The sequence below is a fragment of the Mycobacterium europaeum genome (assembly GCF_002102155.1).
Taxonomy (GTDB): Bacteria; Actinomycetota; Actinomycetes; order Mycobacteriales; family Mycobacteriaceae; genus Mycobacterium; species Mycobacterium europaeum.
The window spans coordinates 22,556-36,418 of record NZ_LQOU01000006.1; the positions used below are offsets into that span (position 1 = coordinate 22,556).

Annotated in this window: 13 protein-coding genes; 5 read left to right on the top strand and 8 right to left on the bottom strand. The window is 67.5% G+C overall.

The window, feature by feature from the left end; all coding sequences use genetic code 11:
- Positions 1-17: 17 nt before the first annotated feature.
- Positions 18-1,571 (bottom strand): GMC family oxidoreductase, encoded by a 1,554-nt coding sequence (locus AWC03_RS02100; RefSeq protein ID WP_085238883.1) that lies wholly within the window; start codon positions 1,569-1,571, stop codon positions 18-20.
- Between the two features lie 290 nt (positions 1,572-1,861).
- Between AWC03_RS02100 and AWC03_RS02105 the strand changes: the two genes are divergently transcribed.
- From AWC03_RS02105 to AWC03_RS02115, 3 genes are read left to right on the top strand one after another with little or no spacing between them, the layout of a single operon-like run.
- Positions 1,862-3,127 carry an MMP alpha-(1->4)-mannosyltransferase gene (locus AWC03_RS02105; RefSeq protein ID WP_085238884.1) on the top strand — a complete coding sequence of 422 codons (1,266 nt, stop codon included), beginning with the start codon at positions 1,862-1,864 and terminating at the stop codon, positions 3,125-3,127.
- The gene (locus AWC03_RS02110; protein WP_085238885.1) at positions 3,121-3,879 is read left to right on the top strand and encodes a class I SAM-dependent methyltransferase; all 759 of its coding nucleotides are present in this window, start codon (positions 3,121-3,123) and stop codon (positions 3,877-3,879) included. The genes AWC03_RS02105 and AWC03_RS02110 overlap by 7 nt, the downstream gene beginning before the upstream one ends.
- Entirely contained in the window at positions 3,866-4,942 is a 1,077-nt protein-coding gene (locus tag AWC03_RS02115) for an MMP endo-(1,4)-3-O-methyl-alpha-D-mannosidase (protein ID WP_085238935.1), read from the top strand. The genes AWC03_RS02110 and AWC03_RS02115 overlap by 14 nt, the downstream gene beginning before the upstream one ends.
- Positions 4,943-4,951: 9 nt before the next feature.
- On the opposite strand, the gene AWC03_RS02120 is transcribed toward AWC03_RS02115, so the two are convergent.
- On the bottom strand, positions 4,952-5,614 hold the full coding sequence (locus tag AWC03_RS02120) for a class I SAM-dependent methyltransferase (RefSeq protein ID WP_085238886.1): 663 nt from the start codon (positions 5,612-5,614) through the stop codon (positions 4,952-4,954).
- Between the two features lie 123 nt (positions 5,615-5,737).
- On the opposite strand from AWC03_RS02120, the gene AWC03_RS02125 reads away from it, so the two are divergent.
- A complete protein-coding gene (locus tag AWC03_RS02125) occupies positions 5,738-6,409 on the top strand; it encodes a cutinase family protein (RefSeq protein WP_085238887.1) in 672 nt (223 codons plus the stop codon).
- A gap of 24 nt (positions 6,410-6,433) precedes the next feature.
- Here the strand turns inward: AWC03_RS02125 and AWC03_RS02130 are convergent, their stop codons facing one another.
- The 3 genes from AWC03_RS02130 to AWC03_RS26675 all read right to left on the bottom strand — a co-directional run bounded on the left by AWC03_RS02130 (position 6,434) and on the right by AWC03_RS26675 (position 10,200).
- Entirely contained in the window at positions 6,434-7,189 is a 756-nt protein-coding gene (locus AWC03_RS02130) for a sulfite exporter TauE/SafE family protein (RefSeq protein ID WP_085238888.1), read from the bottom strand.
- Positions 7,190-7,241: 52 nt separating this feature from the next.
- A complete protein-coding gene (locus AWC03_RS02135; protein ID WP_249025811.1) occupies positions 7,242-9,617 on the bottom strand; it encodes a plasma-membrane proton-efflux P-type ATPase in 2,376 nt (791 codons plus the stop codon).
- Positions 9,618-9,993: 376 nt separating this feature from the next.
- The gene (locus AWC03_RS26675) at positions 9,994-10,200 is read right to left on the bottom strand and encodes a hypothetical protein (protein WP_142278303.1); all 207 of its coding nucleotides are present in this window, start codon (positions 10,198-10,200) and stop codon (positions 9,994-9,996) included.
- A 251-nt stretch (positions 10,201-10,451) separates the two neighbouring features.
- Between AWC03_RS26675 and AWC03_RS02140 the strand changes: the two genes are divergently transcribed.
- Complete coding sequence (locus AWC03_RS02140; protein WP_085238890.1) at positions 10,452-11,300, top strand: glycoside hydrolase family 16 protein; 849 nt, start codon at positions 10,452-10,454, stop codon at positions 11,298-11,300.
- Here AWC03_RS02140 and AWC03_RS02145 read toward each other — a convergent pair.
- The 3 genes from AWC03_RS02145 to AWC03_RS02155 form a co-directional block, all read right to left on the bottom strand.
- A complete protein-coding gene (locus AWC03_RS02145; protein ID WP_085238891.1) occupies positions 11,258-12,121 on the bottom strand; it encodes a TIGR03560 family F420-dependent LLM class oxidoreductase in 864 nt (287 codons plus the stop codon). The two genes, AWC03_RS02140 and AWC03_RS02145, sit on opposite strands and share 43 nt — an antisense overlap.
- Before the next feature lie 163 nt (positions 12,122-12,284).
- Positions 12,285-13,145, bottom strand: a complete 861-nt coding sequence (locus AWC03_RS02150) for a class I SAM-dependent methyltransferase (RefSeq protein WP_085238892.1) — start codon at positions 13,143-13,145, stop codon at positions 12,285-12,287.
- 30 nt (positions 13,146-13,175) lie between these two features.
- Positions 13,176-13,850 (bottom strand): hypothetical protein, encoded by a 675-nt coding sequence (locus tag AWC03_RS02155; protein ID WP_085238936.1) that lies wholly within the window; start codon positions 13,848-13,850, stop codon positions 13,176-13,178.
- Between the last annotated feature and the right edge of the window lie 13 nt (positions 13,851-13,863).

Genomic DNA, 13,863 nt, shown 5'->3' on the forward strand with positions numbered 1-13,863 from the left:
CGATGGTAACAAACAGCTCAGAACCGGTGCTCGGCCTCGATGAACCGGGCGGCGCGCTCTCCGATGACGACACAGGGAGCCATGGTGTTGCCACTGGTGATTCGCGGCATTATCGATGCGTCCGCGATGCGCAGGTTCTCGATGCCGTACACCTTCAGGCGTCCGTCGACGACCGACATGGGATCGCGACCCATCTTCGCCGTCCCCGATTCGTGCCAATAAGTGGTGACCGCGTTGCGCAGATAACCTTCCAGTTCAGTGCCCGAGAGATCACCCGGCATGACTTCGCGGGCGACGAAGGGCCGGAGTTCGGCGAAATTCCCGATTTCGCGCAGAGTTTCCACGCAGGCGATGGCGGTTTTCAGATCGTCGGGGTCCGACAGAGCATTTGCTTCGATGCGAATCGGGTCGGCCGGATGAGGCCCCGACAACCGCAGGCGACCGCGGCTTTTGGGGTGCGTCGGCGAGCCGAACAAGATCCAACTGTTGGTCGGCAGGCCATATCTCGCGACGTTCTCGGGGGTCGCCTTGGGAAATGGGCCTAAGCAGGCGAAGAGATCGGGGCCCTGAATGTCGGCCGCCCCCGAGTCCCAGAACATCGTCGCCCCGACCTGGGTGCCGGTCTGCACGGTCTCGGGAAACTCCCACACGCAGTCGAACCCGAAGTGATCCTGAAAGTTGCGTCCGACTCCGGGCAAATGCTGCCGAACTGTGATTCCGACGCGCCGCAATTCCTCGCTGTCGCCCACGCCGGACTGCATCAGCACCTTGGGCGTGTGGATCGCGCCCAACGACAACACGACCTCCGCCTCGGCGGCCACCTGATGAGCCGCACCCCCGTGCAGGACTTCGACGCCCGCCGCCCGGCCACCCCGGAAGACCACGCCGGTGACGAGCGCGTGCGGCAACACCGTCAGGTTCGGCCGCCGCAGCAGCGGGCCGACATAGGTGCGGAACACGGACTCGCGCCTGCCGTTGCGGCTGCGCAGGTCGGCGATGGCGGCGCCGCGCGCATTTTCCATCAGGCGACCGTTCGGGCTCTGGTAGGTGGGGATGCCGTGACCCCGCGCTGCGTCCAGCACCGTCGGTGCGAGCGGATGCCTGTCGGATGCCGGCTCGACGAACACCGGTCCGCCCCTGCCCCGATGATCCGGTTCGCCGGTGCCCTGCCAGTCCTCGATTTGCCGATACAGCTCCAGGACCGGCGCGTACCCCCAGGCCGGCTCGCCTGATTCGGCCGCGAAGTGGTCCCAGTCGCCACGGTGCCCGCGGGCCCACACCATCAAATTGATGCTGGACCCGCCGCCCAGCACTTTGCCCATCGAGAACGGGATGGAGCGTCCGTGTAGCCGCGGGTCGGGCTCGGACACGAAACCCCAGTCGCGGTCGCTCCCCAGATTGGACGGCCATTGGCTCGCCTCGGTCACGCCGGGATGGTCGTCCGAGCCGCCCGCTTCCAGCAGCAGCACCTTTACGTCGGGATTCTCCGCCAGGCGGGCGGCGACCACTGACCCCGAAGACCCGGCGCCACACACGATGACGTCGTAACGCGGTTCCAAAACAGTACCCACGAGTGCTCCTCACCTGAAGCTGGGTATAGCTTTCTATACCGTGTTGCACGGGTAGGGCAGACCAACGGTTCAATCCGCTTCGGTGCCGGGTGGCATGATCTTTGCGTGCCGGATTTCCGTCAGAGCGATGACACGGCGGCCGGTGACGTCCGAGCTCGTTGCGCTCGATTAGGTAATCGAACTATAGTCTGGACACATGTCCAGTTTGCTGTCACGGAGTTCGGGAGCCCGTTGACCGCGATGGGTTCGGCGTTGTTCCGCGGTCATTCACCAGCAAAGAAGAGTTGAGTATGCGAATTGCCCTGCTGTCCTACCGTAGTAAAACCCATTGCGGCGGACAGGGCGTCTACGTGCGCCATCTCAGCCACGGTCTGGTGGAACTCGGTCACGACGTCGAGGTGTTCTCCGGCCAGCCCTACCCCGACCTGCTCGACCCCCGGGTGCGGCTGACCAAGGTGCCGAGCCTGGATCTCTACCGCGAACCCGACCCGTTCCGCGTGCCGCGGCCCAGCGAGATCCGCGACTCGATCGACCTGCTGGAACTGCTCACCACGTGGACCGCGGGCTTCCCCGAACCGCGGACATTCACCATGCGCGCCGCGCGGTTACTGGCCGGCCGGATGGCCGATTTCGATGTCGTCCACGACAACCAGAGCCTGGGCACCGGCCTGCTTCGGATCGCCGCCGCGGGACTGCCGGTGGTGGCGACCGTGCATCACCCCATCACCCGTGACCGGGTGCTCGATCTGGCCGCTGCGCGGTGGTGGCGAAAACCGTTGGTGCAGCGATGGTATGGGTTCCTGGCGATGCAGCAGCAGGTGGCCCGTCAGATCCCGGACCTGCTGACGGTTTCCTCGTCGTCGGCGGCCGACATCGTCAGCGACTTCGGTGTCTCGCCGGAGCAGCTGCACGTGGTGCCGCTGGGCGTCAACACCGAGCTGTTCAAGCCGGGGTCGCGCCCCCGGCATCGAGGGCGGATCATCGCCATCGCCAGCGCAGATACCCCGCTCAAGGGTGTGCGCACCCTCCTGCACGCGGCCGCGCGGTTGCGCACGAGTAGGGACCTGGAGCTGCGGCTCGTCGCGAAGGTCGAACCCAACGGCCCGACCCACAAACTCATCGCCGAGCTCGGCATCTCCGACATCGTCCACATCACCAGCGGGCTTTCCGACGCCGAGCTTGCCGCGCTGTTCGCGTCGGCCGATGTCGCCTGCATTCCCTCGCTCTACGAAGGGTTTTCGCTGCCCGCGGTGGAGGCCATGGCCAGTGGCACGCCGATCGTGGCCAGCCGGGTCGGCGCGCTTCCCGAAGTCCTCGGCACCGACGGCGCGTGCGCCGAGCTGGTACCGCCCGCCGACGTCGATGCGCTCACCCGCGCGCTCGGTGACCTGCTGGATTCACCGGAGAAGCGACGGAGTCTGGGCAAGGCCGGACGAACCCGCGCGGTCGACGTGTTCAGCTGGGAGGCGGTGGCCGCTCAAACCGTCCGGGTCTACGAGCGGGCGATCGCACGCAACGCCGCCCCCGCCGCGGCCGAAGGCCAGGCGCAATGCTGACCGTCGATTTCGACCGGCTACGGATCGGGCCCGCGACCAAGGTCATCGACGTCGGGTGTGGGGCGGGCCGGCACGCCTTCGAGGCGTATCGGCGCGGTGCGGACGTTGTTGCATTCGACCGCGATGCGGACGAATTGCGTTCAGTCGACACCATTCTGCGCGCGATGGCCGAGGCCGGTGAGGCGCCCGCCGGGGCGTCGGCGACGGCGGTGCTCGGTGACGCGCTGAAATTGCCGTACGCCGACGGGACGTTCGACTGCGTGATCGCGTCGGAGATCCTCGAGCACATCTTGCACGACGACGCCGCCATCGCCGAACTGATCAGGGTGCTCAAGGTTGGCGGCACCCTGGCGGTCAGCGTTCCGCGCTGGCTCCCCGAGCAGGTGTGTTGGCTGCTGTCCGACGAATACCACAGCAACGAGGGCGGCCACGTCCGCATCTACCGCGCCAGCGAACTGCGCGCCAAGATCCTCGATGGCGGAATGCGATTGACGCACGCTCACCACGCCCACGCGCTGCACTCCCCCTTCTGGTGGCTCAAATGCGCTGTGGGCGTGTCGAACACCGATCACCGCGCCGTGTCCGCATACCACAAACTCTTGGTGTGGGATCTGATGCAGCGGCCGAAGATAACGCAGCTGGCGGAATCGCTGCTCAATCCCCTGGTCGGCAAGAGCGTGGCGATGTACTTCGTCAAACAGCCGACCGCCGAGCGCCCAGCGACTGTGGGGTATGCAGTTGCGTCGGTCTAACCCGCCATCGGTCCCGGGTGTCCTGAGCCCGGAGCAATGCCGCCAGACCGCGCTGTCGATCGCAGCCCTCCAAGAATCCTCGGGAGCCATCCCCTGGTCTGAGGGCGGCCACACCGATCCGTGGGATCACGTCGAGTGCGCCATGGCGCTCACCGTCGCCGGACTGCTGGAACCGGCGCACGCGGCGTTCGAGTGGAGCCGCCGCACCCAGCGGCCCGACGGCTCCTGGCCCATCCAACTGCGCGCGGGGGTCGTCGAAGACGCCAACAGCGACAGCAACTTCTGCGCCTACATCGCCACCGGTGTCTGGCACCACGTGCTCGTCACCGGTGACCGGCGCTTTGCCGCCCAGATGTGGCCGGTCGTGCACAAGGCCATTGACTTCGTCATCGACCTGCAGGTCGGCTACGGCGAGATCTGTTGGGCCCGAAGCGAAGCCGGTCCCCTGCAGGAAGCGTTGCTGACCGGCTGCGCGAGCGTCTTCCACAGCATCCGGTGCGCCTTGGCGCTCGCCGCCCTGATCGGTGAACCGCAGCCGGAGTGGGAACTGGCGCTGGGCCGCCTCGGGCACGCGATCGCCGCTCACCCCGAAGCGTTCACCGAAAAAGACCGCTACTCGATGGACTGGTATTACCCCATCCTCGGCAGCGCGTTGCGCGGGCCGGAGGCGGCCGCGCGGATCAAACAGCGGTGGGACGAGTTCGTGGTCGGCGGCCTGGGCATTCGGTGCGTAGTCGACAGGCCCTGGGTCACCGGTGCCGAGACGTGCGAGTTGGTCATGGCGCTCGACGCCATCGGCCAGCGGTCGGCAGCCCACCGGCAGTTCGGCGCGATGCAGCACTTGCGCGAAGAGGACGGCTCGTACTGGACGGGCCTGGTGTTCGCGGACGGAAAGCGGTGGCCCGAGGAGCGCACCACGTGGACGGGAGCGGCGATGATCCTCGCCGCCGACGCGCTGTCGGACACCACCGCCGGCGCCGGGATCTTCCGCGGCCACGGGCTGCCGATGGGCCTGCAAACGGACTTCGACTGCGAATGCGTGGCCGCCGGGCCGGGTCGGTGACCGTCGACTCTAGATCGCTTCGCCCGGCTGACCGCTGACGCGTTCGAGGACCCGCAGCGAACCGGTGGCCGAAACCTCCCGGAACTGGCCGGAATCGATTGCGCGGCAGTAGATGTAATACGGGGGTCGCCCGCCGTCCCTGGGGTCCGGGAACACGTCGTGGATGGCCAGTCCACCGCCGACGCTCACCCACTTCGCCCATCCGTCGAAGTCCTGGTTCGCAGCGGCCTCGCTGTGGCCGCCGTCGATGAACAAGAACTGCAGCGGCGAGCGCCACCCGGAAGCCACGACCGGCGACTTGCCCACGATCGCAACGACGTGGTCGTCCAGCCCCGCGGCATCCAGCGTGCGGCGGAAGGTCGGCAATGTGTCGAACAGTCCCGTGACGTCGTCCACCAGCGAGGCGTCGTGGTACTCCCAGCCGACCTGGTGCTCCTCGGAGCCGTGGTGGTGGTCGATCGTGTAGAGCACGGCGGCCCTCTGTTGGGCGGCGGCGCCGAGCAACAGCGTGGATTTGCCGCAATACGTGCCGATCTCGACCCCTACGCCGCCGTCGAGATAGCGCAGCGCGGCGTCGTAGAGGGCGCGGCCCTCGTCGGCGGGCAGGAAACCTTGCACCTGCTCGGCCAACGCAAACAAGCGCTCGGGTGCGCCCGCATCGACGTGACTCATCAGCTGAACCTATCGTTCCCGGCGACAGCGCCGGCGCGGTGGTCGTCGTCGCCGCCGCACCATCGGGTCTGGCCGCTACACCTAAGCCCAGCGGGGGTGGCGAGACCGCTTTACGATCATGCTGTGCTTGCCCGCAGACTCGGTGAAATCGGTTCGGCGGCCGTCCTGACCGCGGCCGTCGTGGTGTTGCCTGCCGCGGTGCCGTCGTCCGGCATCCCGAGCGCCGCCGCGGCCAGTTGCCCCCCGGTGCAGGTGGTGTTCGCCCGCGGGCGCATGGAATCGCCGGGACCGGGGGCGCTGGGCAACGCCTTCATCAGTGCGCTGCGATCCAAGGTCAACAAGAACATCGGGGTGTATGCCGTCAACTATCCGGCCGATACCGAGGTCGCGCAGGGTGCCAACGACATGAGCCGCCATGTTCAGGACATGATCACCAACTGCCCCAACACCCGGCTGGTGCTCGGCGGCTACTCGCTGGGGGCGGCCGTCACCGACGTCGTGCTCGCGGCACCCATCAGCGCGTTCGGTTTCGACAGCCCCCTGCCGCCCGGCGCCGATCAGCACATCGCGGCCGTGGCGTTGTTCGGCAACGGAAGCCAGTGGGTGGGGCCGATCACCAACTTCAGCCCGGTCTACAACGACCGGACCATCGAGTTGTGCCACGGCGCCGACCCCATCTGCAACCCGGCCGACCCGAATACCTGGAAAGCGAACTGGCCACAACACCTGGCCGGCGCCTACATCGATGCCGGCATGGCCAACCAGGCCGCCGATTTCGTCGCCGGCAAGCTCTGACCGACGGCGGCACCGTCGAACTGCTCAGCCGGCCAGGCGATACACGGTAAACGCAGTCCCGCTGGCGATCAGAAACCAGCCGAAAGCCGCCTGCACGTTCCTGGCACTCATCTGCTGAGCCCACAGGGCGGTCACCGTGCCGGACGGCGCGGCACCGAGAGTGAGCGCCGCGGCCACCGACCAATCGATATGCCCCAGTGCCCAATGCGTGGCGGTGGTTGGAATGACGAGCACGCTGATCACCGCCAGGCTCGTCCCCGCGGCCTGGGGCATCGTCAATCCGAAGAAGAGCAGGAACATCGGAACGAGAAGAAAACCGCCACCGTTCGCCAGCAACCCGGTGAGAAGGCCGACCCCCGCAGACACCGCCACCAACCGGACGCGATTCTTCCGCCGTGCCTCCCCAATGCGACGATCCCGGTCGGACACCGGACGCAATACCCTTACCCCGACGGCGATCAGAACCACACCGGAGGCGATCAGCAACGGGTCGCCACCGACCAGCGGCGAGAGCAGTGCGCCCCCCACGGTGGCGGGGACCGCGCCGAGCAACGACCACAACGCCGCCCGGGGGCGAACATGGCCCTTGCGCAGGTAAGGCCAGCCGGCGGCCAGAGCCGTCGGCAGTGTCGCGGGAAGCGGCGTAGCCACCGCCATCAATGCGGGCAGCCCGAGCAGCGACAGCAACGGCGTTGCCAGTGATGAACCACCGACGCCGAACACACCGCTGAGCGCGCCCAGCGCCGCACCCACCACCAGGAATTCGAGCCAGGGCGGCACAGCTAAGCCGCTAAGCTTTGACGCGACGAATCAGCCTGGGGCATCCGCGGTTTCACCTAGCGCGGCTGGAGCTGTGATTTAGCACCCAATAAGCGGCGAGCTTGAGCCGGTCATTGAAGAGAAACCACACGACCGAGTAGCCCCAGACGAGGCCGGCCCACCGCCATCCGAGCGGCGCCATGGCCACGCCGTAGACGGCAATCAGGGTGGCGATGGTTTGAGCCGTGATGACCGCCCCCACCATCAGCGGTGCGGGTGCGGGCCGCGACCAGAACGGGCCGCGGGAACGGGTGAGGAAGATGGTCAGCTGACCGGCGACGGACAGCTTCAGGTAGATCATGGTGCGGATGAGGTCGTGGCTGAGCCCGAAGACCCTGTCGGCGAGGAAGAACAGCGTGAAGGTCGCGACGACGCCGATGACACCCAGCACGGTGGCGATGGTCAGCACGGCGCGCATGTCCCACTTGACGGGCCTGGGTGAGCCGCGCACGTGGTCGTAGGCGATCGACAGGATCGCGCCGTCGTTGAGCAGCGCCAGGAACACGATCATCGCCGCGGTGACCGGGAAGAAGTTCATGAACACCACCGCCAGGGTGATCAGCAGCAGCACCCGGATGGTCTCGGCGATGCGGTAGGTGGCATAGCTGGTCAACCGGGCGAAGATCTCGCGGGCCAGACCGATCGCGCGCACGATCACCGACAACCCCGGCGCCAGCAGGACCACGTCGGCGGCCGCGCGCGCCGCATCGGTGGCCCCGGACACCGCGATGCCCGCGTCGGCCTGCTTGAGCGCGGGGGCATCATTGACGCCGTCGCCGGTCATTCCGACGATGTGCCCGCGGGCCTGCAATAGCCGCACGATGTGGTACTTGTGCTCGGGAAACACCTGTGCGAAGCCGTCCGTCGCCTCCACCCGGGCGCCGAGCTCGTCGTCAGCGGCGCCGTCGAGGATGGCGGCATCGAGGATCTGGTCGCCCAGGCCGACCTGGCGAGCGATCTCGCGGCCGATGGCGACCTGATCTCCGGTGACCATCTTGACGTCGATGCCGAGTTCCCGTGCGGCGGCGATAGTCGCCGCGGAGTCCTCGCGGGGCGGATCCGCCAAAGCCAGCACACCCATCAGCCGCCAGGTGTCGTCGCCGTCGGTCTTCGCCACGCCGAGTGCCCGGTACCCGTGGCCGGCGAACCGTTCGACCACGCCGTCGACCTCCGCGGACGCGCCATCACCGCCACAGAGGGCGGCGATGACCTGTGGTGCGCCCTTGCTGACCCGGAAGGTCTTGCCCCCTGCGCCGTGCACCAGCGCCTCGGTGCGCTTGTTGACCGGATCGAACGGAACGAACTGGGCCACCCGCTGCGCCGGTGGTTGTCCGGCGGCCGCCAGCACCGCCAGATCGATGAGGTCGTTGTCCTCGGCACGCGAGGCCAGCGCGGCCGCCTCGAGCAGTTCGTCGTCGCTGACGGCGGTGGCGGTCCACCGCGCGGCGAGCGCCAGGCGGTTCTGGGTCAGGGTGCCGGTTTTGTCTGAGCACAGCAGGTCGATGCCGCCGAGTTCCTCGACCGCGGGCAGATGGCTGACCACGGCCTCGTGACGCGCAAGCTGGCGCGCGCCGATGGCCATGGTCACCGACAGCACCGCCGGCAGCGCCACGGGAATCGAGGCGATCGTGACGACCAGGGCGAACTCCAGGGTCTGCAGCACCGGGTTGCCCCGAACCAGCGAGACCGCGACCGTCAGGGTGACCAGGGCGAGCGCGATCACGATCAGGTAGTTGGCGATGCGCAGCACCGCGCGCTGGAAGTGGCTGACCGTGCCCGCGCTTTCCACCAGCGCGGTGGTCTTGCCCATGAACGACGCCGCGCCGGTCGCACAGACCAGCGCGTCGGCCTCCCCGCGCACCAGCACCGACCCGGAAAACAGGTCGTCGCCCCGCCCGCGACTGACGGCCAGCGACTCGCCGGTCAGCGCGGACTGGTCCACCTCGAGGGTGGCGTCGTCCAGCACCCGCAGGTCGGCGGGAACTACGTCGCCCAGCCGCACCCGCACCATGTCGCCGGGCACCAACTCGCGCACCGCCACCGTCACCCACGCGCCGTCGCGCAGCACCCGCGCGGAGGTCGCCAGCCGCTGTTTGAGCGCGGCGATCGCGTTGGCCGCCTGGTGCTCCTCGAAATACGCCACCAACCCGTTCATCGCCAGCAACACCCCGATGATCGCCGCGTCGGTCCAGTGCCGGGCGGCCAGCGACAACGCCAGCGCGACCTCGATCATCCACGGGATCGGTGCCCAGAAATACCCGAGAAACTCCAGCACCGGATTGCGGTGCCGCTCGGCAATCTCGTTGGGCCCGTATTTTTCGAGCCGCTGTTGCGCCTCGGCTGATGTCAAGCCTGTTGTGGCGCCCGTCAATTCGCCGGCGTGTGTCAACTCTGCCTCCCCGCATACGGCAATTTCACGGTCCACCCTGGCACGGTCACTGGGTGCGAAGTAAGGGCCGAACGGCCCCAACGCTTTCCAGCGCTGCGCCGCGGAGACCCGTCGCGATGGCGGCTCGCGAGCCTTTAGGTGGCCAGGCAGCGCAGGTGTGGCGCGAATACCACGATGATTGGATACCGCCTCTCCCCGTCCACAATTCGAAAAATCGCGGCGAGGCCGCAAGCGTTGGTGGGCCGCGCTGCGCCCGGAAGCTCAGCCGTCATCCGAAACGGTGCAGGGGTCGGCGGGTCGTTGCCGCTGCCACGCTAACTCGTTGGCGCCCGAGTAACTGGCGCGGCCGCTTTTCCGCAATTTGCGCGGAGAAATGTCAGGCCGGGGTATTGGTGCTCGAGTAGAACTTGAACTCGCGCATGAGCGGAATGACCTCGCCGCCGGGAATCGCGGCGCACTGCCGGGAGCGGAAAGCGGGATGACGGCGCATCGCGTCACGACGCTCGCGCTCGTGCCGCTGGGCCGCGGTCCATAACGGATGGGACTGAAGGAAAATTACCGTCGCTCCCGTTGTTTCAGCCACGATCGTTAACTCCTCTCAGCACAACCCGTAATAGCGGTGGTTATCGGCTTGTGATCTCAGAATGCCCGGCCGATCCTGAGACCAAACCATCCGTGAAGTTGAGAATTAGCCATGAATTTCGACTAATCGTTCAACCACCGCCGTGCCGCCATCCGTGCTGGCCCGGCGACGAAACGAAACGTTAGCGGCGGCCACCGACACATTTCGGTGTTTCGGCTCCGCACGGTGGCGGCTGCTATGGTCCCTTGCGTATGCCCGAGATGGATCGCCGCCGCATCATTTTGACGACCGGGATCGGCCTGCTGGCAGCCGCGCTGCCTGCGCCGCACGCCCTGGCCCACCCCGTGGGACGGGATTCGCCCGCGGACCGTCCTCCCGCTCCGGCGGCGCCCAGCGGCCAGACCGGCAGCTACGTCTTTCACGACGAGTTCGACGGTCCCGCCGGCTCGGCCCCCGACGCCTCGAAGTGGACGGTGGCGAAGGCCCGCGAGACCATCAAGGACCCGACCTATTGGGAACAGCCCGAGCACATCGGGCAGTACCGCGACGACCGGCGCAACGTCTTCGTCGACGGCAACTCCAACCTCGTGTTGCTCGCCGCCAAGGATGGCCCGACCTACTACAGCGGCAAGGTGCAAGGCCTCTGGCGCGGCGGCGTCGGCCACACGTGGGAGGCCCGCATCAAACTCAACTGCCTGACCGCCGGCGCCTGGCCTGCGTACTGGCTCGGCAATGAGGACCAGGGCGAGATCGACGTCATGGAGTGGTACGGCAACGGCAGCTGGCCCTCGGCCACCACGGTCCACGCGAAAGCTAACGGCGGCGAATGGAAGACCCACAACATCGCGATGGACAGCGCCTGGCACACCTGGCGCACCCAGTGGGACGCGGCCGGTATTCGATTCTGGAAGGACTACGCCGAAGGCGCCCAGCCCTACTTCGACGTACCGGCGAGCTCGCTGCCCGATTGGCCCTTCAACGCGCCGGGCTACACGGTTTATCCGGTGTTCAACCTGGCGGTCGCCGGCTCCGGCGGCGGCGATCCCGGGCCCGGAACCTATCCCGCCAGCATGCTCGTCGACTGGATACGGGTCTGGTAGTCGAGAGCTCGGCAGCTTTCGAGCAGTGCCAGTGTTGGCGCCTCCCGGAAGGCCAACACCATGTGCTGGCAGCCGAGCTGCTCGAATTCGGACAACAGCGCAAGTTGCTCCTCCACCTGGCCGGATTCCGCCGGATGCAGTGATACCTGCGCGGAGCGCTCGATCTCGCTTGGGTCGCGTCCCACGACGGCACAGGCCTCGGAGAGCCGGCCGTTCACCGCGCCCCATCGTTCGGGTCCCTCGTGTCCCGGCATGTTCCACATGTCCGCGTGACGCGCGATGACGCTCAACATCTTCGGTTCCGTGCCGCCGATCACGATCGGCGGGTGTGGGCGCTGCAGGGGCTTCGGTTCGCAGAGCGCCTCTTGAAGGGTGAAGAACCTGCCGTCGAAGTTCACCGATTCCTCGGCCCAGAGCCGACGGATCACTGTCAGTGCCTCGTCGACCATGGCGACGCGGGTGCCCGGGCTGGGAAACGGGATCCCATAGCCGCGATGCTCGGCCTCGTGCCACCCGGCGCCGATCCCGAAGTTGAGCCGCCCGCCGGAGATGTGGTCGACGGTGACCGCCATCTTGGCGAGAATCGCCGGGTTCCGGTAGGTCACGCCGGGCACCAGACAACCGATGCGCGCCCGCCGGGTCACAACGGCCATGGCGGCCAGCGTGGTCCATCCCTCGAAGGTGGGGTCGGTGTGTTCCATCGGACCGTAAAAATGGTCGTAATCCCACACCGCGTCGAAACCAAGGTTATCCGCGATGCGCCACAGCTGCTCGAGTTCGGGATATTTGAAACCCAGGTCGAATTTGACCGTGATGCGCATGCGGCGATATTAAGACCGGCGCATCACGTCCGCAGTGCAAAGTGGCCCGAACTCCAAATCGTCGTGCCGGCGTAAGGTGCCAGACCTGCCGGATTAACCCCACGGAGAAGCGCGCACGCCCGCCTAGCGGCGAAGCAAATCGGTTGTGCGGGTTGCTAGCTGGCTAGTCGCTGCCCGGCTCATGAACCAGCAGGGCCACCGCACTCGAGGATCTGCCGCCCGGACGGCGCAAATCCGGTCGAGGCAGCCAGGCAAGCGGGCGCATCCAGATCGGTAGGCGATGCAATCGGTGGGCGGCCACCAGTACCGATTCCGCCTCTACCGTCCGCCAACCAAGGTTTTCGAAAAAGGCCAGCCCGTTGTCGGGTGCGAATTTGAACGGCGCGTTCTCCGAGATTCCGGCGACGTTCTTGTTGATTCGCTTCTTCAGGCCGGGAAAGGCGAAATCGAGCATCCACCACGCGACTTCGGGGCGCTTGATCGCATCCGAAAGCCCGGCGATGGCGGTGGGTTCGAGATACATCGACAGACCCTCAGTCAGCACGAAGGCCTTCGACGCGCCGTCGAGCGCGTCGTTGAAGAACGCGTCTCGGGCGTGCGGGTCGGCGAGGTCAACCGCTATGCGCCGGAGTTGGCAGCGCGGGGTCTGATCGGCGAGTACTTGCGTCTTCTCCTCGAGCAACTTGGGCAGATCGGCCTCGATCCAGGTGAGATCAGCGGGGAGGTCCAAGCGGTAGGGCCGGGTGTCCAGGCCGGCGGCCAGATTCAGCACCCGGTCGCAGCCGTTCGCGAGCGCGTCGGCGATGGCGTCATCGATGAGCTTGGTGCGGGCGACCAGCCAGAAACCGCTGCGATCCGTCCAGCGAACGTTGTCGACGATCGCGCGGCCGTGTTCGCCGGCGAGGCGTTCGGCGAGCGGGTCGCGGAACAGCGCATCGGGGCGGGCCGATTCGGTCGCCCGGTGCAACGCCGTCCACCGGGCGGTATCGGAAACATGGGTGATGGTGTGCGCGTCGCCTGACATACGTTGCGTTATAGCAGCCCCGGTGCCGCCCTACTGTCCAGCCCTGCCCCCGGCGAGCCAGGCCTCGGTCACGGCGCGGGTCGCCGGCGGCGGAAGGACGGCGTCCGGTGCGCCGAGGCGGCCGACCTTGACGGTCCACGCCGGAGCGGAGCGGTCGATGCAGGATCCGGGCCCCTGGCTGGGCAGCCACAGCACGGCGAGGCCGCTGCCGGGGCCGCCGCAGCCGTAAACGCCGACGTAGCCATCGGCGCGTCCGCCCCACGCGCCACCGTTGCGCAGCAGGCAGCGGGTTCCGTCGTCCAGAGTGAGCGCGAACGGGTCCGGCGTCGCGCCCGGCCGCACGGGCGGGAGCGGGCCGTCGTAGCTGACCCGATGGAGGCGCTGCTGCCAGGGATCGTTCACGCACAACAGCGATCCGGGTGTCGACGGCCAGCAGGTGCCCGCGCCGGCTGCGCTGGGTGAGCAGTAGTAGACGTCGTCGGCCACCGCCGACGGCGACGGGGTGGTGCAGTCGTTGACGACGACGACGTTGCCCTCGGGAGGCGTTTCCTTGTAGCCGTTGATCGGTTGGCCGCCGGGACCGACGGCCACCACGGTGATCACCTGGGTCGGTGGCGGATCGGCGGTCGCGACCCCGGGCTGCGCGGACACCGCCAGCGCCCCCACTGCGATCGACACGAAGACGAGTCGTGGCATCACCTTCATCGAGTCCACCTCC

Bases quoted from the DNA above. Each gene is read 5' to 3' on its own strand.
- AWC03_RS02105 (WP_085238884.1), top strand. From the start codon at position 1,862: ATGCGAATTGCCCTGCTGTCCTACCGTAGTAAAACCCATTGCGGCGGA.
- AWC03_RS02140 (WP_085238890.1), top strand. From the start codon at position 10,452: ATGCCCGAGATGGATCGCCGCCGCATCATTTTGACGACCGGGATCGGC.
- AWC03_RS02120 (WP_085238886.1), bottom strand. From the start codon at position 5,614: ATGAGTCACGTCGATGCGGGCGCACCCGAGCGCTTGTTTGCGTTGGCC.
- AWC03_RS02150 (WP_085238892.1), bottom strand. From the start codon at position 13,145: ATGTCAGGCGACGCGCACACCATCACCCATGTTTCCGATACCGCCCGG.
- AWC03_RS02110 (WP_085238885.1), top strand. From the start codon at position 3,121: ATGCTGACCGTCGATTTCGACCGGCTACGGATCGGGCCCGCGACCAAG.
- AWC03_RS02145 (WP_085238891.1), bottom strand. From the start codon at position 12,121: ATGCGCATCACGGTCAAATTCGACCTGGGTTTCAAATATCCCGAACTC.
- AWC03_RS02155 (WP_085238936.1), bottom strand. From the start codon at position 13,850: ATGAAGGTGATGCCACGACTCGTCTTCGTGTCGATCGCAGTGGGGGCG.